The following is a 20,003-nucleotide window of genomic DNA, read 5'->3' on the forward strand; positions in this document are numbered from 1 at the left end:
GGGGTGTTGCCGATGTCCTGAGACATCACATGCGCGGAGGCGGAGGGATTTGAACCCTCGATGGGCGGTTAGCCCAAACCGCATTAGCAGTGCGGCGCCATAGACCGGACTAGGCGACGCCTCCTCAGCCGGAACAGGGTAACCGCCAGCCCCTGCGCCGAGCAAAGCGGCTGGGTGGTTCGACTCCCAAGGGGCACAATGGGCCGCTGCCCGCCCGTCCTGCCAGGAGACCATCAGATGCCCGCGACACCTCCCCATGCCGTCACGCCTTCACTTCCCGCAGGGGTGCCACACGCCCCACTCCCGCAGACGGGACCTTGGTCTCCCCCGCCCGCCGGACCTCCCACCCCGAAGGCCCGCCCCTCCTGGGTGGCGTGGCTGGCCCTCGGACTCAGCGCGCTCTCATTCCTCATCGCGACGAGCGTCGCCATCCTGTACGCCGCCGACCGGCTCAGCGACGACGCTCCACTGGAGAGCGCGGAGTCCTACTCCCTCTACGACGCTGGCCTGCCGGCCTGGGGGACCGTCGGCCTCACGACGACGGGCAGGGCGTCCAAGGGCATGGTCGAGGGGAGCGTCGAGAGAGCGCTTCAGGGTGCTGTCGAGGACTTCGGCGGCAGCGCTGACGACATCACGGGCGTCCGCTGCAAGGACCTGGCCAACGTCAAGCAGGATTCGGTGGCGTCCTGCTCACTCATGATCCAGGACTACCCGGGGACGGCCGTCCTGACCTTCCTCGATGACAACGGAAGCTATCTCGTCACTTTGTACTGACCCATGGGCCAGCAGCCGGGGTTGAGCCCGGGCGGGGTCGCTCAGTCCGTCGGCTTGAGGACGTATCCCACGCCCCGGATCGTGTGGATCATCGGCTGGCGGCCCGCGTCGATCTTCTTGCGGAGATAGGAGATGTAGAGCTCGACGACGTTGGCCTGACCGCCGAAGTCGTCGTCCCAGACGCGGTCGAGAATCTGTGCCTTCGACAGCACCCGCTTGGGGTTGCGCATGAGGTAGCGGAGCAGCTCGAACTCGGTTGCCGTCAGGGTGATCTCGACGCCGCCACGGCGCACCTCGCGGGTGTCCTCGTCCATGTGGAGGTCGCCGACGACGAGCGCGCGCCCGCCGCTCCCATCGGCGCTGTGCACCTTGGTTGACGAGGTCGGTGACGTGCTCATGTATTCAATTACACCGGCCAGCGATCCGGGTTGGCCTTGCGTTGCCTGTGCGGTTCCTGTGAGCTCCAGCAAGACGCTGTCGTATGCCGTGCGCCCGCCTCCGTGCCCTCGCGGGCCGGCGGCTGTGGCTCGGTCTAGATCGTCGACGGTGCCGTCTCGTTCTTGACGAGCTTGAACTTGGCAGGGCCGGGTTCGCGAGGGATGTGGTCCGTGACCCTCACTCGGATGGGGAAGTCCCTCACGCCGAGTTCTCCCAGGGTCGCGGTGAGTGTCTCCGTCAGCCGTGTCGGGAGTCCGTCGACCGGGCCGGACGGGACGATGACCACCTCGAGCTCCTGAGGTCGTTTCACGAGTTGGTAGGAGACCACCTCGGGCACCGACGTGAACACCGCGTGCACCTTGATCGGGTGGACCGTGGTGGTGCCCGCGGCACCGGTGAACTCGAGGATGTCGTCGCTCCGGCCCCGCAACTCCGAGATCACACCGAGGGTTCGACCGCAGGGGCAGGGCTCCGGAGAGAGCGCGACCTCGTCGGACATTTCCAGCCGGATCACCGGCTGGGTCCGGTTGAGCAGGCTGGTCAGGAGCACTCGGGTACCGGGCTCGCCCAGCGGGGCGGGCTGGCCCTCGTCATCCACGGGCTCGACGATGCAGCCGTCCTCAGCGAGGTGGAGGTTTCCCTCCTCGGGGCAACTGGCCGCCATGAGGCCGGCTTCGGTCGAGGCGTAGTTGTTCGTCGTCTCCACTCCCCAGGCGTCCCGGATGCGGGCAGCCATGTCGGACGTGAGCATCTCGCCCGTCGTGACGACCCATCGCGGTGCAATCTCGAGTCTCCCGGCAAGTTGCTCGGAGGCCAGCAACGAAATCACGGAGGGATATCCCATGACCTTGTGCGGCTGGTAGCGCTGGAGGGCGGCGGCGAGCTCGTCCAGAGGGGCGGCGGCATTGAGAGACAGGACCCGATGGATCCCGGCGTCGAGGGATCGGGTGGCTCGGGCACTCATGTGTCGCGCATCCGGGGCGGCCACGACCGCCAAGCGCAGCCTCGGGATCGAAGGCTGCTCGCCACGCGCTCGCGTGTCGCGCATGACGAAGCCGAGCATCCGGTGCCAGTCGTCCGTGCCCCAGACGTAGACGCCTCGTCGACCGGTCGACCCGCTCGAGGCCATGACGCGGTACGCGCCGAGGTGCAGTTCGTCGTCGCGCACCCTGTCCAGATGCGCCTCGACCTCGTCGATCCGCAGGCGTGGGTCGGTCACCACGTCGTCGAACGATGCGACCCAGTCCGCCTTCGTGACCGACGGCACGTCGCTGAGCCGCACCGATCCCGGATCGAGTACTCCGCCATAGAGGTCCCGATAGAACGCGGAGTTCTTCGTCGCATGGGCCACGAGGGCGCCGAGTTGGTCCTGCTGATAGGCCAGCAGTTGTTCGCGCGGCCACCGAGCACGCTCGTCAGCCCGACGCCCGCCCTTCAGGGCTGCGACGCAGTTTCCGAGTCGAGCGAGGCGCCCCGACGTCGACGTGTCCATGACATTCCTGCCTCCTCACGTGGGTCCATGGCCCACTTCCTGTGGTGGTTGCTCCGTCAAAGCTCCAGCCAGCAGCAGCTCGAGGCCTCGGGTCATCAGGCCCGAATCCGGCTGCCCGCTCCGGTGGGTCATGCCGTCGAGGACCATCCCCGAGGCCATGGCCGCAAGGATTCTCGCCAGGTCGCTCGGCTCGATGGCGACGGCCACATGGTTGGCTTCCATCGACTCCACAATGAGGTCCGCCATCCCCTTCAGGTAGCGACGGTGAGCCGCCGCGTAGCGCTCCGCCAGGTGCGGGTCTCGCGCGGCGAGGATGCGCAACTCGAGGGCGAGGCTGCCCCATCCGGGCCTGGCGCTGTAGCCCACGGCCTCTTCGGCCCAGCGACGCGCGGCGCCACTGCCCAACTCGAGCTCACCCAGCTCGATCTGGCGCCGGAAGTTCGCGACCCTGGTCTCAAGGGTGCGCTCCACGAGCGCCATCACGAGCTCGGCCTTCCCCGAATACCGCGAGTAGACGGCTCCCGTTGTCAGCCCCGCCGCCGACGCGACCTCGTCCACGGTGCCAGCCTGGTAGCCCTTGGCGCAGAAGACGTCGAACGCCGCGTCGAGGAGGCGCTGGTTGGTCTCCTCGGTGCGTTCCTTGCGAGTCAGCCTCGCCTCGCTTCGAATAGTCACATTATGAGAATAATGCGATTATCCGAATCGTCCATGGCCCCTGGTGGTCATGTGCGGGTGGTCAGGCCGGATCAGCGACTGCCACGAGCGGGATGTCGTGCTCCTCCGCCCACTTCTGCCACTCGTCGGCGGGCCGCTCGGCGAAGGTCTCCTCCAGTCGCTCGCGGCTGAAGTCCTCGGGGGAGATCCCCAGCACCTCGAGCAGTCGAGTCGTGAAGTGCGGCTCGAGCGCCGCGAGGGCGACGTGACCCTGGGAGGCGGCGTAGACGGCATACACGGGCAGTCCACCGCCGAGAAGTCCGCCCGGCACGGTCAGGCCGTGGACGACGGGTCGCGCGAAGGTGTCGGCGAGGTCCGAGAGGGGGACCTCGCGGTGACAGCCTCGACCGGTGCGGGCGCGCTCCACGAGGGCGGCGCAGGCGTCGGCGACGGCGCGCTCGGCGCCCGCGAGGTCGATGATCGTCGTCGCGGGCATCTGGCCTCCGCGGACGAGTCCGGCGCCGGCCTGGTAGGTGAGGTCGTGGCCGGCGATCTCGGCCGCCTCACCCGGGTGGCCCACGATGTCGATCTGACAGACCTGCGTATGCCGTCCGCTCACGGATGTGGGGTCGAGTCCCAGCCGCTTCAGGGCCGACGGGCGTGAGCTGGTGAGGAAGATGTCGGTCTCCGCGAGGAGGGTGTCGAGGCGGCCCCTGCCGTCCTCGCTCTTGAGGTCGACCCGCTCGATGGTCTGCCCGACGTGCATCTCGTCGAAGTACGGCTGCGCGTAGTGCTCCATCGGGTCACCCGTCGGCGGCAGGACCGTCGTGACCTCGGCGCCGAGGGCGGTGAGACGTGCGGCGGCCGCAGGGCCGGGGAGGTTGATGGCGATGGAGACGACGCGCACCCCCGCGAGGGGGGCGGTGCTGGTGACGGGCTGGGTCATGGCGTCATCCTGCCTCGGGCAGCGCGGCCGGGTTGCGACGGGCCGCGCTGCGGGCCTGCGCGAGCAGCAGACATGAAGCACCGCGAGGAGTTGACTGAAGGTTGTGACCAGGGACCCCGTAGCGAGCTTTCCCGATGAACCGGTCATGGAGCCGGGGGCGTTTCAGCGCGAGCAGGTCGGTGCCGGCGGGGACGCCCAGTTCCGGACGCTCCTGGCCGTGCTCGACCTCCAGGAGCAGTACCCGTCGGTGAGGCGTCTGCAGCAGTGGGTGCTCGACGCAGTTCGCGCCGCGGCAGGCGAGGTCGCCGTCGACGTCGGGTGTGGCGCGGGAACCCAGACGCGCGTGCTCGCCGGCTTGGTTGGGCCGGAGGGGCGCGCGGTCGGCATCGACCCCAACACCCTCCTGCTCGAGGTGGCCCGTGAGCGGGCGGTCGCGGCGGGCGACGGGGGAGCCAGGGCTGAGTTCGTCGAGGGTGACGCGACCGCCCTGCCGTTCGAGGACGGATCGGTCGACATCATCCGGTGCGAGCGGGTCTTCCAGCACTTGGCCGATCCGGCGGCTGCTGCCCGCGAGTTCGCGCGGGTTCTGGCACCCGGAGGTCGAGTTGCGGTGACGGACTCGGACTGGGGCACGGCCATCATGGGGCCGGTGGATCCCGCACTGGCGCGCCGCTACGCCGAGTCGATGTGGGCCGCATCGCCCAACCCGTTCTCGGGAAGGCACTTGCGAGAACACCTTCGCGGCGCTGGCCTCGCGGTCGACCCCGACATCGGCTCCACCGGCATCGTTTTCCCCAACGCGGTCCTGGCCGAGGGTGGGTTCCTCCGGATGAACGCCGTCCGTGGTGTGGCCGAGGGCTTCCTCACTGAAGCCGAGTCGGACGTGCTGGTGGAAGGCCTCATCGCCGCTGCACAGCGGGATGAGGCCTTCCTGTCGGTGACGATGTTCGCCGTCATCGGACGCAAACCCGCCTGACAGCCGGCACGCCCGCCACCGAGGCGCAAGCGCAGAGGCTCAGGCGCGAGCGGAGATCGTGGCGCCGGCCAGTCCGAGCCACAGGGGAACGACGATTGCTGCCGCCCATGAGGTGAAGGGCACGGCGATGAGCACGGCGAGCACTGCAGCGCTCACCACGAGGGGTCGGGACAGGTGGCGCCGACCCACGACGGCTGCTGCGGTGACAGCCAGAGATGGGGCGTATCGCGTCAGCTCGAGGACGTTGATCGAGACCAGAGTGGCTTCGCCAAGTCCTGGGCCGGGGGAGGTGAGAAGGAGCGTGCCCACCATCGATCCGGCGCCGAACGACGAGACGTACATCGCTCCGAGCAGGGCCACTGCGACACCGGCCCCGGAAGCCACCCGTGCCGTCACACCATCGAGGCGGGCGGCCAGGCGGGCGGCCGCGACGAGCAGAGCGGCCGCGCCGAACACCGCAAGGATCGACAGTGCCTGCAGCAGACCCGCCTGAGCGGCAAGTGCTGCGGTCACGGCCGCACCCGTCTCGCCCGGAATCGGGTTGGTGAACAAGACGCCGAGCCCGGCGCCGCCGAGCATGAGCCCACCAGCGAGAGAGACGAGCCTTGGGCCGCGGTCGGTGGTCCCGGTCGTGGCGCTTTCGGGGGTTTCAGGCAGTGCCTGAACCTGAGATGTCGCTGCTGCTGTCGCGGTCATGACGTCCTCCTGGGTGGGTGGTTCGGGACGCTCCCGAGCTCCTCGATGAGACGCTAGGAGGGCTGGAGGAATTGCGAATCCACCCCGAGGCCAGCGCATCTCTGTCCTGAGACGGAGGACGGGGAACGCCGCACGCTCCTACGATTCACAACATGAGAAGGCCCCGGTCGCCGCTTGTGGTCGACGGGCTGCTCGCTGCCGCGTTGACCCTCCTGGCCCAGGTCGAGCTGGTCCTCGTGGCCGATCGGGTGAGCGGCTCGCTGCCGGTCCAGCACGCCGCGTTCCTGCTCATGACGGTCCCCGTAGTGCTCCGCAGACGGGCGCCCTTCTGGGCGGTGACGATCTGCTCGGTCGGGATGTTCGTGCAGACCCTTGCTGGGGAAGCGCCCGTGGTCGGTGGCTTCCTCGCGATGCTCGTCCTGCTGTTCTCGTTGGGCTACTACGCCTCACTGCGGGCGGGTCTGCTCGCCCTCGCCATCATGGCGGCGGCTGCGACCTCGTACGACATCCTCGGTGAAAAGCTCGTGGTGGCCGATCTGGTCGGCAATCTGGCGATCGTCGTCGGTGTCTGGCTCATGGCGCGGGTGATCCGTTCGCAGTCCGACCGGCGGGTTGAGGCCGAGCTGGCCCGGGATCGGGCAGCGCGCGAAGCGGTCCAGGCGGAGCGCACCCGCATCGCCCGCGATCTGCACGACTCCGTCGCGCACTCACTCACCGTCATGACCCTCCAGGCAGGTGGAGCCCGCGAGCGCACCGACGACCCGGTCATCGCCGAGGCCCTGGGCCACATCGGTGACACCGGCCGTCAGGCGCTCGGCGACATGCACCGCTTCCTGCGGCTCCTCGGTCCCGAAGGTGAAGGGCCCGAGTCCCCGGGGCTCGCGGACCTCGACGAGATCATCGGCCGGGTTCGCGCGGCCGGGCTCGACGTGGATCTCCAGGTGACCGGAGACGTCGGTGACGTGCCCGCGAGCGTGGGCGCGACGGCATACCGGATTGTTCAGGAAGCGCTCACCAACACGCTCAAGCATTCGCGAGCCACGCGTGCGGACGTGCAGTTGCGTGTCCAGCAGGGACAGATCGACGTCGACGTGACCGATGACGGGCACGCGGGCGACGGGCGGCTGGGTCTGGGGGCAGGACGCGGGTTGGCCGGGCTCGAGGAACGTGTGGCGGTTTATGGCGGTGAGTTGGCGGCTGGAGCCGAGTCGAGCGGCGGATGGCGGTTGCGGGCTTCGATCCCGACCACGGCGGCAGGCCAGCCATGAGCGTCACGCTGACCCTCGCCGACGACGAACCCCTCGTCCGCAGCGGACTGCGGATGGTGCTCGAGGGCGACCCGGCGCTGGAGATTCTCGGTGAAGCGGGGGATGGGGTCGAGGCGCTGGCCATGGTGCGTCGGCTCCGACCGGACGTCGCCCTGCTCGACATTCGAATGCCTGGGCTCACCGGGATCGAGGTCACCGAGCGCCTCGCCGCTGATCCGGACCTCTCGGCGACGCGGGTGCTCGTGCTCACGACCTTCGCCGACGATGACTACCTCGTGGCGGCTGCCCGGGCGGGAGCCTCTGGCTACCTGCTCAAGAGCATGACGCCGGAGTCGATTCGCGCTGCCGTCCATGGGGTGGCACGGGGCGACATGACGCTTGCGCCCTCGCTCGTGGCTCGTCTGGTGAGCGAGTTCAGTGGGGCACGGGTCTCGCGCGACGCACAGCTGGACAAGCTGACCGGTCGCGAGGTGGACGTCTTGGAGGCGATCGCGCAGGGTCGGTCGAACCACGAGATCGCGACATCCCTCTTCGTCAGCGAGGGGACGGTCAAGACCCACGTTGCGGCGATCCTGCGCAAACTCGGTCTGAGGGATCGGACTCAGGCCGCGGTGGCGGCCTACGAACTGGGACTCGTGCGCCCGGGACGCTCCTGAGCGTGCCACCTCGCTTCTGGGCTGCCGGCGGACTATCAGGCGTCCGGCCTCGAGGCGCGACACGCCGACGGGCGGGCGGTCGCAGCGGGAGCTGATGGTTCGCCGGTGGGGCTGGCCCGCGAGGGGATGCGAAGAGGCGCCGCTCCCCACATGGGAGCGGCGCCTCTTCGCGTCAGCGGGAGATCACTCCACGCCGAGGCGAGCCTTCAGCCCGTCGAGCTCGACCTGCAGGGCGGTCGGGAGGTTGTCACCGAACTTGGCGAACCACTCCTCGATCTCGGGGATCTCGGCCTTCCACTCCTCGTTGTCCACGGTGAGCGCCTTGGCGAGCTCGGCCGGGTCCATGTCGAGGCCCTCGGTGTCGATCGACTCGGGGGTGGGGACGTGGCCGATGGCCGTCTCGACGGCAGCAGCCTTGCCCTCGATGCGCTCGATGGCCCACTTGAGGACGCGGGCGTTCTCGCCGAAGCCCGGCCACACGAAGTTGCCCTCCTCGTCGCGACGGAACCAGTTGACGTAGAAGATCTTGGGCAGCTTGGTCGCGTCCGCGTCCTTGCCGATGTTGATCCAGTGCTGGAAGTAGTCGCCGGCGTTGTAGCCGATGAAGGGGAGCATCGCCATCGGGTCGCGGCGGACAACGCCGACCTGACCGGTCGCGGCAGCGGTGGTCTCGGACGAGAGCGTGGCGCCCATGAACGTGCCGTGGGTCCAGTCGCGCGACTCGGTGACGAGGGGGATGGTCGTCTTGCGGCGACCGCCGAAGAAGATCGCGGAGATCGGGACACCCTGCGGGTCGTCGTACTCCGGCGCGAGGATGTCGCACTGCTTGATCGGGGTGCAGTAGCGCGAGTTGGCGTGCGACGAGAGGACGCCGGCCTCGCCGTCGGCGGGGGTCCAGTCCTCGCCCTTCCACGACGTCGCGTGCTCGGGCATGTTCTCGAGACCCTCCCACCAGATGTCGCCGTCGTCGGTGAGCGCAACGTTGGTGAAGACCGAGTTGCCCTTGTTGATCGTCTTCATGGCGTTGGGGTTGGTGTGCTCGTTCGTGCCCGGGGCCACGCCGAAGAAGCCGAACTCCGGGTTCACGGCATACAGGCGACCGTCCTTGCCGAAGCGCATCCAGGCGATGTCGTCACCGAGGGTCTCGACCTTCCAACCCGGGATGGTCGGCTCGAGCATGGCGAGGTTGGTCTTGCCGCAGGCGCTCGGGAAGCCGGCCGCGATGTAGTAGACCTGCTGCTCCGGCGAGGTGAGCTTGAGGATGAGCATGTGCTCGGCCATCCAGCCCTCGTCGCGCGCCATGACGGAGGCGATGCGCAGCGAGTAGCACTTCTTGCCGAGGAGGGCGTTGCCGCCGTAGCCGGAACCGAAGGACCAGATCATGCGCTCCTCGGGGAACTGCACGATGTACTTCTCGGGGTTGCAGGGCCACTTGACGTCCTGCTGGCCCTCCTCGAGGGGAGCGCCGAGGGAGTGAAGCGCGGGGACGTACTTCGCGTCCTCACCGAGCTCCTCGATGCGGTCCAGGACGGCGGTGCCACAACGGGCCATGACGCGCATGGAGGCGACGACGTACTCGGAGTCGGTGATCTCGACCCCGAACATCGGGTGCTCCGACTCGATGTGGCCCATGACGAACGGGATGACATACATGGTGCGGCCCTTCATGCAGCCGGCGTAGAGCCCGCGCATGAGGTCCTTCATCTCGTTGGGGTCCATCCAGTTGTTGGTGGGCCCGGAGTCCTTCTCGTCCACGGAGCAGATGTAGGTGCGGTCCTCGACGCGCGCGACGTCGCTCGGGTCGGACGCGGCGTAGAAGCTGTTGGGCTTCTTCTCCTCGTTGAGCTTGATGAAGGTGCCGGCGGCGACGAGCTTGTCGGTGAGGCGGGTCCACTCCTCGTCGGACCCGGTCACCCACACGATCTCGTCGGGGGTGGTCATCGCGGCAACTTCGTCGACCCAGGCCTGGAGGCCTGCGTGCGTGGTGCCCTGAGCGGGTGCGGCGGGGGCGGTCATCTGCGTCGGTCGTCCTTCCGATTCCGGGGTTGAGCCCGGCTTTGAGGCCCGGTCAATCGCCGGATCCACCTCGGAGGTGCTCCGACGACTGACCTGCTGAATGTTTCCCCACGGTACTCGCATCGCGAGACGGGTCTGTCCTCGATGCGGGAAGCGTAAGTAACGGACCCGAGAGAGTCCGCCTCACAACCGTAGGAGGTCCGGGCGTGAAGTTGGTGCGCGGAAACCTTTCCGCACCTATGGCATCCCTCACACGGGCTCACCAGTCGGTATGCCGGCCGCCCACGCTGCGCTCTTCGGTCACCCTGGTGGGCCTCACTATCGTCCGACAGGTCACGAATAGCAGGCGCAGGACCGGACCGCTGGGCGGCGCGGAAGGTGGGCGGACGGCATACGGAACTATCGATTTCTCTGTATGCCGGGTGCTCGCGTATGCTTTCCGATCGTTGCGCCTCGTGGTGTGACTCAGCGCCCGTAGCTCAACGGATAGAGCATCTGACTACGGATCAGAAGGTTAGGGGTTCGAATCCCTTCGGGCGCACTCTGTGTTGAGACAGACAAGCAGGCCCCGACCAGCGGAAACGCAGGTAGGGGCCTGCTTTGCTTCACTCTTCGTGCCGCCGTCGCGGTCCAACAATGGTCCCAACAATGCCGCACGGGTGGCCAGAGGCGGACCGGGACACTGGCAGTGTGACCCAGTCGGCAGCAGACCCTGATTCCCGATTTCGGGAGGCCTCAGGTGACCCCCGGGCCGCCTGGTGTGGCTTAGGGACGACATGGACACCATGACCGTGGCGGCCTCAGCGCCACCCACACTTCTGACCATTCCCGAAGTCGCCGCCGTGCTGCGGTGCACTCGTCGAACCGTCGAGCGGCAAATCGCAGACCACCGCCTGCACGTCCTGAGGGTCGGCAGAGCCGTGCGCATCGAACGGGGCGAACTCGACCGCTACCTGGACAGCCTTCGTGACCCGGCCGGGTAGGCGTCGGGTCCCGGCGGCTGAATCCACCCCGTCGAAGTACCGCGGCGCTGATGGACGCTGGCACGCCAAGGTGGCCATGGGGACCCGCCTCGATGGGCGTACGGACCGAAAACACCTCTCGCGCGGTACCAAGGCCGAGCTCGATCGAGCCGTTAGGGAGCTGGAACGTACGAGGGACACCGGCCAGTACGTGTGGACCGAGGCCGATCCCACCCTGAGGCAGTGGCTCGAGCATTGGCTGGAGTCAGTACTGCCAAGGTCGGTGCGGTGGAAGACGCTGTCGACCTACACAAGCCAAATGCGAGTGCACGTGATCCCCGCCCTGGGCTCCCTTCCACTGAGTGACATCCGTCCCGAAACCCTGGAGCAGTTCTACCGCAACCTCTTGGACGCCGGCCGGTCCGAGCACACCGTGCACGCGGTTCACCGGGTACTCCGCTCGGCGCTCAACGAGGCCGTTCGCAGGCAGCGGCTGGTAACCAACCCCGCTCAGGTGGCGCGACCGCCACGTGTACGCCACCGAGAGGTCGAACCCTTAACCGCACGCGAGTGCCAACAGATTCTGCGTGCCGCGTCACAGCGACGCAATGCCGGACGCTGGTCCTTTGCGCTTGCGCTCGGGCTTCGCCAAGGGGAAGCGCTCGGGTTGCGTTGGTCCGATGTGAATTTGGAAGGCGGTACGGTCCGTATCCGCCGCGCCGTTCAGCGCCAGACTTGGCGTCACGGGTGCAGCATCTCCCCGGCCGAGCCAACGTGTGGTCGCAAGAGAGGTGGCGACTGCCCACACCGCCTTGGCGGTGGCATCTTGCTCGTGGAAACTAAGACATCGTCCTCCCGGCGGACCGTCGCTATCCCGGGACCCCTAGTCGATGAGCTTCGACGGCATCGCTTGGCGCAAGCGCAGGAACGACTCGCCGCGGGGCCGGCCTGGCGCCAGGACCACGATCTGATTTTCCCAGACGAGGTCGGAAATCCCCTGGACCCGAGTCGCGACAGGCGCGACTGGAAGCAGATTCTCAAGTCCGCGGGTGTCCGCGACGCCAGGCTCCACGACGCCCGCCACACAGCCGCAACCCTCCTGCTCGTCCAAGGGATCGACGTGCGCACGGTCATGGCAGTGATGGGCTGGACTGAAATGGCAACGGCGCAGCGGTATTCACACGCTATAGACGAGCTCCGTGTCGAAGCGGCACGCCGCATGGGCCTTCGGCGAGGGCGCGGCGGCGCTCGATCACCACAGTCGGCTCCACGCCGCCGGGCCGACTGGGCGCACGCGCCACGAAGATCGCGGCATAGGGGTCCGGATTGGCCACTCCCAGCGGCTCCAGAAGTGCGTCGTCAAAGGTCAGCTCCCATGTGGACACGACCCTGGTGTCACGGACGAACAACCCATGGGCGTGACTGTCGTCCATGTCGCCGGAACGACTGCTGCGGCAGAACGACGACCCGGCCAGGGTCGTGACATCCTCGGCGCCCGGGCGCACCGGGATCTCGGCACCGTCTGTACTGCCCTCGGTCGGAGTGGCGGTCACGCGACTGGCCTCCGTTCTGAGTGTCGCGTTGTCGGCGTGAACCGGGTGCCGTCCTGAGCCTGGACGGTCGCCCTGTCCCGTTGGGGCAGCGCTTTCGCCAGCAGGCGTTGGTAGAGACACTCGTAGCCGGCGGCCATGACGTCGAGGTCAAACCGCTCCTCGACATGCCGCCGACACGCGGCGGGATCAATGTCGGCGACGGATCCAAGTGCTGCCGGCAGGTCGTCCACCGTGTCGACCACGAGCCCGGTCTTCGCGTGCACCACGACCTCGGGCACGCTGCCCCGCCTCGTGGCCACCACTGGAGTCCCGCAGGCCATCGCCTCGATCATCACCATCCCAAAGGGCTCCTCCCACTGGATGGGAAAAACCAGCGCCCGAGCATGGGCAAGCAGCTCCCGTTTGAGTTCGACATCAGCCTCCCCGACGTACTCGACACCCGGCCCCAGATCGGGCTCGACATGGCGGGTGAAGTAGGCCCGCTCCTCCGCCTCGATGCATTTGCCCGCCAGCACGAGCCGCAGTCCCGCGGTCCGGGCCGCCGTGATCGCCAGATGGGCGCCCTTGTCCGGGTTGAACCGGCCGAGCCACAGCACGTAGTCATCCTTGCGGGCTTGGAAGGGGAACCTCGCCACGTTCGTGGCGTTGTGGACGGTGCCGATCCAGTTGAGTCGTGGATTGAGTCGACGTTGCGAGTCAGAGATCGCGACGAGGTTGACGGCACGACCCAGCCGTGAGTAGTACGTCCCCAACTCGCCAGTCGCGGGACCATGCACGGTCACCACCGTCGGCACGTCGCGACCACAGGCGAGAAGCGGTCCGGCAAGCGTGTTGTCGTGAACCAGGTCGACGTGGAGTTCACGCAGTGCCTCAGCGGTCGCGGCTGCTTGCAACACCTCGGGAATGGGCGTCCCGAGCCGCTGACTGGGCGGTTCCTCGAACCCCGCAATGAAGCGAGAGGCACGGGTCAGGTGGCGTCCGGCGCCGATCAGGGTGACCTCATGTCCGCGCTCGACCAGACGATCGACGAGGTCGGCGACGACCGACTCGATGCCGCCATAACCCACGGGCGGAACTTCGAACCAGGGCGGCGCGACCATCGCCACGTGCATTGCCTCCGGCGTGGCACGCCGGGCCTCCGGCAACATCCCAACGCTCCTCTCACGTCATGAGAAGCGGTCCGTCAGGTCTCGCGTGAGACCCGGGCGTTGCCTCCCACATCTCTCAGCGCACGGGCGACGGCCACATGCGCTCGGCACTCATCAATTCGTGCCTCAGGACTTCAATCAGTCTGGATCCCGGCATCTCAGGAATCAACTCCCACTTTCGGTCTTGTCGAGGCGGCAGGCGGCTCGGTCACCGAGAACGCTCAACCCGTTGACGATCCGCGAACCCAGCGGCGTCGCGCGTGGAGGCCCTCGACGTAACCGACGTCGTCCCGAGTCGACGGCCCATCACTCGCCACGCTCGGCAGGGCTCGGGCCACGAGCCCGAGCACTCGTGACGTGGTCCCCGGAGCGAGTCCGTGCACCCTCCGCCCCACCCAGGTCAGAGGCGTCAACTCGACCTGGGACCGCCCTGCGAGCACGCCGTCCACGATGCGCCGGGCCGCCCGCTCTGCCGATATCGACAGCAGGGGCAGGGGGGCGCCAAGTGCGAACCAGGCGTAGTCCCGACGTGCGTCACCGATGAACTGCGCGTGCACGTGCCCGCCGGTGCGCATCAGCCCGGGGACGATCGTCGTCGCGGTGACGCCGGTCCCGCTGAGCTCGGCCTGCAGTCCCTCGCTCAGGGCCACAGCACCGAACTTGGCGACCGAGTAGGGCAGCAGGTGCGGCACGGCGACGACCCCGCCCACCGAGCTGACGATACCGATGCGGCCCGCGTCAACCTCGAGCATTGTCGGGAGCACTGCGAGGCACAGGTGGACCGGGCCGAGGAGCATCGTGTCGATGGCGTCCCGGAAGTGACCCAACGAGGTCGCCTCCACCGGGCCCACCTGGATGATCCCGGCCACGTGGATGGCGACGTCGATACGGCCCTCGGCGGCCTTGACCTCGTCCACCCAGGCGGACACCGCATCCGCTTCGGCATTCGTGACGTCGCAGACGTACCCGACGAACTCACCTCGAGACGAAAGGCCCTGTGCCGCGCGGGTATTCGACCCCACGTCGCCGTTGGTGATGAGCGACCGCGCGCGGTCCAGCTCCTCGGGGTCGCGGGCGCAGCCGTGGACCCGGAGTCCACGCCCCACGAGCTCGGCGCTCACGAGCAGCCCCAGTCCTCGTGAGGCCCCCGCGACGAGCGCGACACCCGGCGGGCGCTCATGGCTTCAGGACGACCTTGATGCAGCCGTCCTCCTTCTTCTGGAACATCGAGTAGGCGTCGGGCGCGTCATCGAGAGGGAGGCGATGGGTCGCCAAGGACTCGAGCCCGAGGGGGTCTCCGTCCGCGAGCACGACCGGCACGATGTCATCGACCCACTTCTTGACGTTGCACTGGCCCATGCGCACCGTCAGGCCCTTGTCGAACATCTCCATCATCGGCATCGGGTCCGCCATACCGCCGTACACGCCACTGATCGACACTGTCCCGCCGCGACGCACCGCGCCGATGGCCGACCGCAGGGCCGCGAGCCGGTCGATGCCCGCCTTCTCCATCATCGGCTTCGCGAGGGCGTCCGGCACGAAGCCGACGCCCTTGATCGCCGCCGCGGCGATCGGGCTGCCGTGCGCCTCCATGCCGACCGCGTCGAGGGACCCGTCGACGCCACGGCCGTCGGTGAGCTCACGGATGGCGCCGGGGACGTCGTCCTCGGAGCTGCTGATGACGGTCGCGCCGTACTCCTCGGCGCGGGCCATCCGCTCCCGCACGTTGTCGACAGCGATGACACGCAGGCCACGGTGCACCGCAACCGCGACCGCCAGCAGACCGACCGGTCCGAGACCGAAGACGGCGAGACTCCCGCCTTCGGGAACGGCGGCATACTCCACGCCCTGCCACGCCGTCGGCAGAATGTCGGAGAGGTAGAGGAAGCGTTCGTCGGCCACGCCTTCGGGCACCGGGATCGGGCCGAACTGGGCCTGCGGGACCCGGAGATACTCGGCCTGCCCGCCGGGCACCGAACCGTAGAGCTCGGTGTAGCCGAACAGCGCGGCGCCCTTGTCCTGTGCGCGCACCTGTGTGGTCTCGCACTGCGCCGTCCACCCGCGCTCACACATCCAGCAGTGCCCGCAGGAGATGTTGAACGGGATGACGACTCGGTCGCCCGCCCTGATGTGGGTCACCTCGGGCCCGACCTCCTCGACGACGCCCATCGCTTCGTGCCCGAGCACGTCCCCCTCGGAGAGGAACGGGCCCAGGGGCTCGTAGAGATGGAGGTCCGAGCCGCAGATCGCAGTCGACGTCACCTTGATGATGGCGTCGTTCGGCAGTTCGATACGTGGGTCGGGGACCTCCTCGACGCGGACGTCGCGCTTGCCGTGCCAGGTCAGTGCCTTCATTGTTCTTTCCTTCCTCGCCGGTCAGGCGGAGAGGTCGCGGTCCCACTTGCGCGGGCCGGCAATACGGGCGATGTATGCCGTGGTCTCCTTCGCCGTGCCGACGGGCAGGCAGGCGTCGTCGAGCCTTCCGGCCAGGCCGGCGGCCTCGAGGAGTGGGTCCGTGGCGCCGGCGAGACCGATGACCTTGAAGTGCGAGAAGGCGTCGGTGACGAAGTCCCGGGCAGGCGGTTCGTCCGCGAGTGCCTTGCCACCCTCGGACCCGGCAACGACCGCGACCGCGTCGTAGAGCACCGACGGCCCTCCGGCCACGGCCTGCTTCGCGGCGAGCGTCGAGCCGTCGGAGAGAATCGCCCCGCCGACGGCGATCGCGATGACCTCGACCGTGCCGCCTGCCTTCTCGACGGCCTTGGTGAGACGCTTCACCGCGGCCGCGTCGGCGCCTTCACCGATGAGGAGCCCGAGCTTGCGCCCCTCGAAGGTCTCCTTGGCGTTGTCGAGAATGCTCAGGGCGGGTGACGGCTCCATCTCGACAACCGGTGCGGCGGGCTTGGAAGCCGCGGGAAGCGGCATACCCAGCTTGTCGGCAATGCCGGATGCAAGTTCCTTGTCGACATTGCGCAGGTTGGCGACCACACGTTCGCGGATGGCCGGGATCTCGCACTTGCCGAGCTCGAACGCGTAGGAGGCGACGATGTGGTCCTGCTCGACCGGCGTCTGGCTGATCCAGAACTGGCGCGCCTGGCTGTAGTGGTCCGCGAAGGACTCGGCGCGGATCCGGCGCATGGAACCCGCGACCTCGTCGGGGAACGGGACGTGCCCGTCGGCACCGACCTCACGCGGACCGCGGTCCGCTCCGGTGAAGGAGTTCGGTTCGTATGCCGTCCGCCCCGGTTGCGTGGACATCTGCATGTGCCCGTCGCGCTGGAAGTGGGCGACCGGGCACTTGGGGGCGTTGACCGGGAGCTGGCTGAAGTTCGTGCTGCCGAGCCGCTTGAGCTGGGTGTCGAGGTAGGAGAAGTTGCGCCCCTGGAGCAGCGGGTCGTTGGTGAAGTCGATGCCCGGCGGGACGTTCTGCGTCATGAACGCGACCTGCTCGATCTCGGCAAAGACGTTGTCCACCAACCGGTTCAGCGTCATCGTGCCGACAATGCGAACCGGGACGAGCTCCTCGGGAACGATCTTCGTCGCGTCGAGGATGTCGAAGTCGAACGCGTCGGCGAAGGCGTCGTCGAACACCTGGACGCCGAGCTCCCACTGGGGGAAGTCACCGGCCGAGATGGCGTCGAAGAGGTCGCGACGATGGAAGTCGGGGTCGGCCCCGTTGATCTTGACGGCCTCGTTCCACACGACGGACTGCATGCCGAGCACCGGCTTCCAGTGGAACTTCACGAACTGGCTCTCGCCCGCGGCATTGACGAAGCGGAAAGTGTGGACGCCGAAACCCTCCATCATCCGGAAGGAGCGCGGGATGGCGCGGTCCGACATCTGCCACAGGGTCATGTGGGTCGCCTCGGGCATGAGGCCGACGAAGTCCCAGAACGTGTCGTGCGCCGACTGCGCCTGGGGGAAGCCGCGATCCGGTTCCTCCTTGACTGCGTGGACGAGGTCAGGGAACTTCACTGCGTCCTGGATGAAGAACACCGGGATGTTGTTGCCGACGAGGTCCCAGTTGCCCTCGTCGGTGTAGAACTTCGTCGCGAAGCCGCGCACGTCACGGGCGAGGTCGAACGACCCCAGGTTGCCGGCGACGGTGGAGAAGCGGACGAACGTCTCGGTCTTCTTGCCCGCCCCGGCAAAGACACTGGCGCGGGTGATGTCGGCCAAGGACTCGTGGCACTCGAAGACTCCGTGCGCGCCGTAGCCGCGGGCATGGACGACGCGCTCGGGGATGCGCTCGTGGTCGAAGTGGAAGATCTTCTCGCGGAACGCGTGGTCCGCGATCAGGGTGGGGCCACGGTCACCGGCGCGCAGGGAGTTGTTGTCGTCCTCGACGGGTCCGCCCTGCGCGGTCGTCATCGGCGGACTGTCGCCGCCCGCTCGCTGGTGGAGCTCGCCACCGTTGCCGACCTCGTCGCCCGTGGTGGCGCTCTTCGGGTTGGTCTTGGTCTTGCTCTTGGCCCGTGCAGCGGACGTCTTCTTCGTCGCCTTCTTCGTCGTCTTCTTCGTAGCCATGCCAGCGCTCCTTCTCGCAATGAGTGCCCGGGAGCCGACGGCTCCACGCACATGCGGACGTCTCTCCTTCGACCCTAAGTCGACTGCACGGAAGGCGCCATCTCTCGGCGGCCGCGATTGAGAGCGACGAACCCGGGCACCTGGACCGAGCCTGCGCAGGCACGGTCCTGCCGTCAATGAAACAAGTAGCCGCCGAGCGGGCAGGGCGTGTCAGCGACGATCGTCGCCTGACCTTCGACCCCAGTCACGGCGGCGTGCCCGAACTGACGTAAGCAGGGAAGGAACAGGTCTGGTGGATCCTTAAAGGGCGGGGTGACAATGGCACATGGCCCTGCAGCGCACGCCCCGTCCCGGGGCGGTCTTTCCCGACCTCCGCGGAGATGGCCGCTCGCTTCGCGCGACCTGGCACCAAGAGCAGCAGGTCGTCGTCCTCTCGCTCTGGCGCAACAACGTCTGCGTCAGCACCTTCCGGCTCGCGGCCGACGAGGTGCCTGACTTCGTCGGCCTTCTCTGCCACGGGCTCGACGAGGCGTACGACGCCGCCCGCGAGCGGGTCGAGCGCCTCGAACGGCCCTCCCAAGCGGGCTGACGGGCGGGTCGAATTACCAAAGGCCGGCCCCGGGGACCGCCATCTCAACGACATCCTCGCCGACGTACATGGCCTCCGGAACCTGACCGAACCAACGGTCCTGCGCGGTGGCGCCTGTGCGCGGACCTGCTGAGGACCAGAAGACACATATAGCCCTTCTAAAGGATCGTTAGAGGGGGTTAGGAACTTCTATAGGGAGCGCCCTGTCGCGCTCATCAGGTGTGAGCACCAGCAGGATTGAGGGGCAGCCCGCAGGCGACGCTTGGGCGAGGGCGGCGTCATTTCGCGGGTCGCGGGGCCAACGATCCATTGCCGGCCGCGGCGCGACCCCGTCGACTACCGCGCGCGGCATGACCTTGCCGAGGTCGAGCTCACGATGGCCCACTACCTCGGAGCCCAGGACGCGAGCCCACGCAGGACGTCGTAGACGGGGGGCCACCAGGGAAGCCAAGCGACAGCGCCTCGGCCCCCTCGCTCCCAGCCGAGCGTCCCATTGGGCCCGTCCGTGCCGAGGACCGGGAAAGAGGGACGTCGGGACGACCCCTTCCGTCGGCGACGCACAGCCCTTCGGTCCAAGAATGGTCCCAACAAATCACCGGCGAGCGGCTTCGATAACGATCAGACAACAGCCGACTGGACACGACTCGGAGGCTCGTCAGGCCGTTGACCTGCGAAAACGCAGAAATATCAGTGCGCGGGGGACGGCTGGGGTCGGCTCGGGTCGGGGACTTGAACTTGCTACGGATCAGAAGGTTAGGGGTTCGAATCCCTTCGGGCGCACTCTGTGTTGAGACAGAAACCAGCAGGTCACAGCCCCGTGTCGATCCATATCGGCCGGGGCTGTTGCTGTCGCGGAGATCGGCATTCTTGGGACCATTGTTGGACCGATGGCGGTTGGGGTCACCGGGAGACGTGTCCAGACGCGCGCACATCTTCTGATTCCGCCGGCTCAAGTCACGTGACGCGACCCCGTAGGCGACACTGGCGAAGCGGTCGTCGTGACTAGCCACGGTCTGATCTCGCGCGCTCACCGGCTCCGAGCTGGGGCCCGGGTCCTCCCGACCTGAGGAGAGCGGCGCACGGGGGGGCCGTACGGTCCTTTGGTGTTCGAACGCGTCCTCGAACATTTGGTATGGGTCGCGCCAAGATCAGCCCTTGGAACGGTCAAGAATGCCCAAAGGTTTCGCATCTTGCTGTGGGAGCCTTGGGCGAGGGGTCATTCTTCTCTCGGGTCGGCACTAGCCGAAGCAAGATGGGCCCGTTGGGGTTCGTGGGTTGAGAAGAGTCCCGCGCGTGATCATGGGGAAG

The 20,003-nt window shown here is 67.8% G+C and carries 16 protein-coding genes, 2 tRNA genes and 2 pseudogenes; 8 read left to right on the top strand and 12 right to left on the bottom strand.

Annotated features, from left to right (window positions below; translation table 11 throughout):
- Positions 1 to 34: 34 nt before the first annotated feature.
- Positions 35 to 124, bottom strand: a tRNA-Ser gene (locus tag N802_RS18430).
- A 245-nt stretch (positions 125 to 369) separates the two neighbouring features.
- Between N802_RS18430 and N802_RS18435 the strand changes: the two genes are divergently transcribed.
- Complete coding sequence (locus N802_RS18435) at positions 370 to 774, top strand: hypothetical protein (protein WP_035919305.1); 405 nt, start codon at positions 370 to 372, stop codon at positions 772 to 774.
- Positions 775 to 815: 41 nt separating this feature from the next.
- Here the strand turns inward: N802_RS18435 and N802_RS18440 are convergent.
- The 4 genes and pseudogenes from N802_RS18440 to N802_RS18455 form a co-directional block, all read right to left on the bottom strand.
- Positions 816 to 1,109: pseudogene (locus N802_RS18440) on the bottom strand (winged helix-turn-helix domain-containing protein); the annotation flags it as partial.
- 197 nt (positions 1,110 to 1,306) lie between these two features.
- Positions 1,307 to 2,704, bottom strand: coding sequence for a phenylacetate--CoA ligase family protein (locus tag N802_RS18445; RefSeq protein ID WP_035919307.1), 1,398 nt, complete (start codon positions 2,702 to 2,704; stop codon positions 1,307 to 1,309).
- A gap of 15 nt (positions 2,705 to 2,719) precedes the next feature.
- Positions 2,720 to 3,379 (bottom strand): TetR/AcrR family transcriptional regulator, encoded by a 660-nt coding sequence (locus N802_RS19765; protein WP_052110160.1) that lies wholly within the window; start codon positions 3,377 to 3,379, stop codon positions 2,720 to 2,722.
- 61 nt (positions 3,380 to 3,440) lie between these two features.
- Positions 3,441 to 4,304, bottom strand: a complete 864-nt coding sequence (locus N802_RS18455; RefSeq protein ID WP_035919309.1) for a CoA transferase — start codon at positions 4,302 to 4,304, stop codon at positions 3,441 to 3,443.
- A 103-nt stretch (positions 4,305 to 4,407) separates the two neighbouring features.
- On the opposite strand from N802_RS18455, the gene N802_RS18460 reads away from it, so the two are divergent.
- On the top strand, positions 4,408 to 5,280 hold the full coding sequence (locus N802_RS18460) for a methyltransferase domain-containing protein (RefSeq protein ID WP_156971513.1): 873 nt from the start codon (positions 4,408 to 4,410) through the stop codon (positions 5,278 to 5,280).
- Between the two features lie 39 nt (positions 5,281 to 5,319).
- Here N802_RS18460 and N802_RS18465 read toward each other — a convergent pair whose 3' ends face one another.
- Positions 5,320 to 5,976: a hypothetical protein gene (locus N802_RS18465; protein WP_035919314.1), complete on the bottom strand. Its 657-nt coding sequence runs from the start codon at positions 5,974 to 5,976 to the stop codon at positions 5,320 to 5,322.
- A 152-nt stretch (positions 5,977 to 6,128) separates the two neighbouring features.
- Here N802_RS18465 and N802_RS18470 point away from each other — a divergent pair, with 152 nt between their 5' ends.
- Complete coding sequence (locus N802_RS18470; protein WP_084072347.1) at positions 6,129 to 7,244, top strand: sensor histidine kinase; 1,116 nt, start codon at positions 6,129 to 6,131, stop codon at positions 7,242 to 7,244.
- A complete protein-coding gene (locus tag N802_RS18475) occupies positions 7,241 to 7,900 on the top strand; it encodes a response regulator (RefSeq protein WP_035919334.1) in 660 nt (219 codons plus the stop codon). The genes N802_RS18470 and N802_RS18475 overlap by 4 nt, the downstream gene beginning before the upstream one ends.
- Positions 7,901 to 8,083: 183 nt before the next feature.
- Here the strand turns inward: N802_RS18475 and N802_RS18480 are convergent, their stop codons facing one another.
- Entirely contained in the window at positions 8,084 to 9,916 is a 1,833-nt protein-coding gene (locus N802_RS18480; protein ID WP_035919316.1) for a phosphoenolpyruvate carboxykinase (GTP), read from the bottom strand.
- A 468-nt stretch (positions 9,917 to 10,384) separates the two neighbouring features.
- Between N802_RS18480 and N802_RS18485 the strand changes: the two genes are divergently transcribed.
- From N802_RS18485 to N802_RS21135, 3 genes and pseudogenes are all read left to right on the top strand, one after another.
- Positions 10,385 to 10,457 (top strand) — tRNA-Arg (locus N802_RS18485).
- A gap of 235 nt (positions 10,458 to 10,692) precedes the next feature.
- Positions 10,693 to 10,899, top strand: a complete 207-nt coding sequence (locus N802_RS18490) for a helix-turn-helix domain-containing protein (RefSeq protein WP_035919317.1) — start codon at positions 10,693 to 10,695, stop codon at positions 10,897 to 10,899.
- 76 nt (positions 10,900 to 10,975) lie between these two features.
- Positions 10,976 to 12,052: pseudogene (locus tag N802_RS21135) on the top strand (tyrosine-type recombinase/integrase); the annotation flags it as partial.
- A gap of 10 nt (positions 12,053 to 12,062) precedes the next feature.
- On the opposite strand, the gene N802_RS18500 reads toward N802_RS21135, so the two are convergent.
- The 5 genes from N802_RS18500 to N802_RS18520 form a co-directional block, all read right to left on the bottom strand.
- Positions 12,063 to 12,431 (bottom strand): glycogen debranching N-terminal domain-containing protein, encoded by a 369-nt coding sequence (locus N802_RS18500; protein WP_035919322.1) that lies wholly within the window; start codon positions 12,429 to 12,431, stop codon positions 12,063 to 12,065.
- Entirely contained in the window at positions 12,428 to 13,579 is a 1,152-nt protein-coding gene (locus N802_RS18505; protein WP_084072348.1) for a glycosyltransferase family 4 protein, read from the bottom strand. The genes N802_RS18500 and N802_RS18505 overlap by 4 nt, the downstream gene beginning before the upstream one ends.
- 221 nt (positions 13,580 to 13,800) lie before the next feature.
- On the bottom strand, positions 13,801 to 14,700 hold the full coding sequence (locus N802_RS18510; RefSeq protein ID WP_245614002.1) for an SDR family NAD(P)-dependent oxidoreductase: 900 nt from the start codon (positions 14,698 to 14,700) through the stop codon (positions 13,801 to 13,803).
- Between the two features lie 55 nt (positions 14,701 to 14,755).
- Complete coding sequence (locus tag N802_RS18515) at positions 14,756 to 15,934, bottom strand: zinc-dependent alcohol dehydrogenase (protein WP_035919324.1); 1,179 nt, start codon at positions 15,932 to 15,934, stop codon at positions 14,756 to 14,758.
- A 21-nt stretch (positions 15,935 to 15,955) separates the two neighbouring features.
- Positions 15,956 to 18,106 carry a catalase gene (locus N802_RS18520; RefSeq protein ID WP_035919325.1) on the bottom strand — a complete coding sequence of 717 codons (2,151 nt, stop codon included), beginning with the start codon at positions 18,104 to 18,106 and terminating at the stop codon, positions 15,956 to 15,958.
- A 325-nt stretch (positions 18,107 to 18,431) separates the two neighbouring features.
- On the opposite strand from N802_RS18520, the gene N802_RS18525 reads away from it, so the two are divergent.
- Complete coding sequence (locus N802_RS18525) at positions 18,432 to 18,695, top strand: hypothetical protein (protein WP_035919327.1); 264 nt, start codon at positions 18,432 to 18,434, stop codon at positions 18,693 to 18,695.
- Positions 18,696 to 20,003 lie beyond the last annotated feature (1,308 nt).

It is taken from the genome of Knoellia sinensis KCTC 19936, assembly GCF_000768705.1.
GTDB classification, from domain to species: Bacteria; Actinomycetota; Actinomycetes; order Actinomycetales; family Dermatophilaceae; genus Knoellia; species Knoellia sinensis.

Bases quoted from the DNA above. Each gene is read 5' to 3' on its own strand.
- N802_RS18475 (WP_035919334.1), top strand. From the start codon at position 7,241: ATGAGCGTCACGCTGACCCTCGCCGACGACGAACCCCTCGTCCGCAGC.
- N802_RS18480 (WP_035919316.1), bottom strand. From the start codon at position 9,916: ATGACCGCCCCCGCCGCACCCGCTCAGGGCACCACGCACGCAGGCCTC.
- N802_RS18445 (WP_035919307.1), bottom strand. From the start codon at position 2,704: ATGGACACGTCGACGTCGGGGCGCCTCGCTCGACTCGGAAACTGCGTC.
- N802_RS18505 (WP_084072348.1), bottom strand. From the start codon at position 13,579: ATGTTGCCGGAGGCCCGGCGTGCCACGCCGGAGGCAATGCACGTGGCG.
- N802_RS18470 (WP_084072347.1), top strand. From the start codon at position 6,129: ATGAGAAGGCCCCGGTCGCCGCTTGTGGTCGACGGGCTGCTCGCTGCC.
- N802_RS18490 (WP_035919317.1), top strand. From the start codon at position 10,693: ATGGACACCATGACCGTGGCGGCCTCAGCGCCACCCACACTTCTGACC.
- N802_RS18465 (WP_035919314.1), bottom strand. From the start codon at position 5,976: ATGACCGCGACAGCAGCAGCGACATCTCAGGTTCAGGCACTGCCTGAA.
- N802_RS18520 (WP_035919325.1), bottom strand. From the start codon at position 18,106: ATGGCTACGAAGAAGACGACGAAGAAGGCGACGAAGAAGACGTCCGCT.
- N802_RS18455 (WP_035919309.1), bottom strand. From the start codon at position 4,304: ATGACCCAGCCCGTCACCAGCACCGCCCCCCTCGCGGGGGTGCGCGTC.
- N802_RS18525 (WP_035919327.1), top strand. From the start codon at position 18,432: ATGGCCCTGCAGCGCACGCCCCGTCCCGGGGCGGTCTTTCCCGACCTC.
- N802_RS18515 (WP_035919324.1), bottom strand. From the start codon at position 15,934: ATGAAGGCACTGACCTGGCACGGCAAGCGCGACGTCCGCGTCGAGGAG.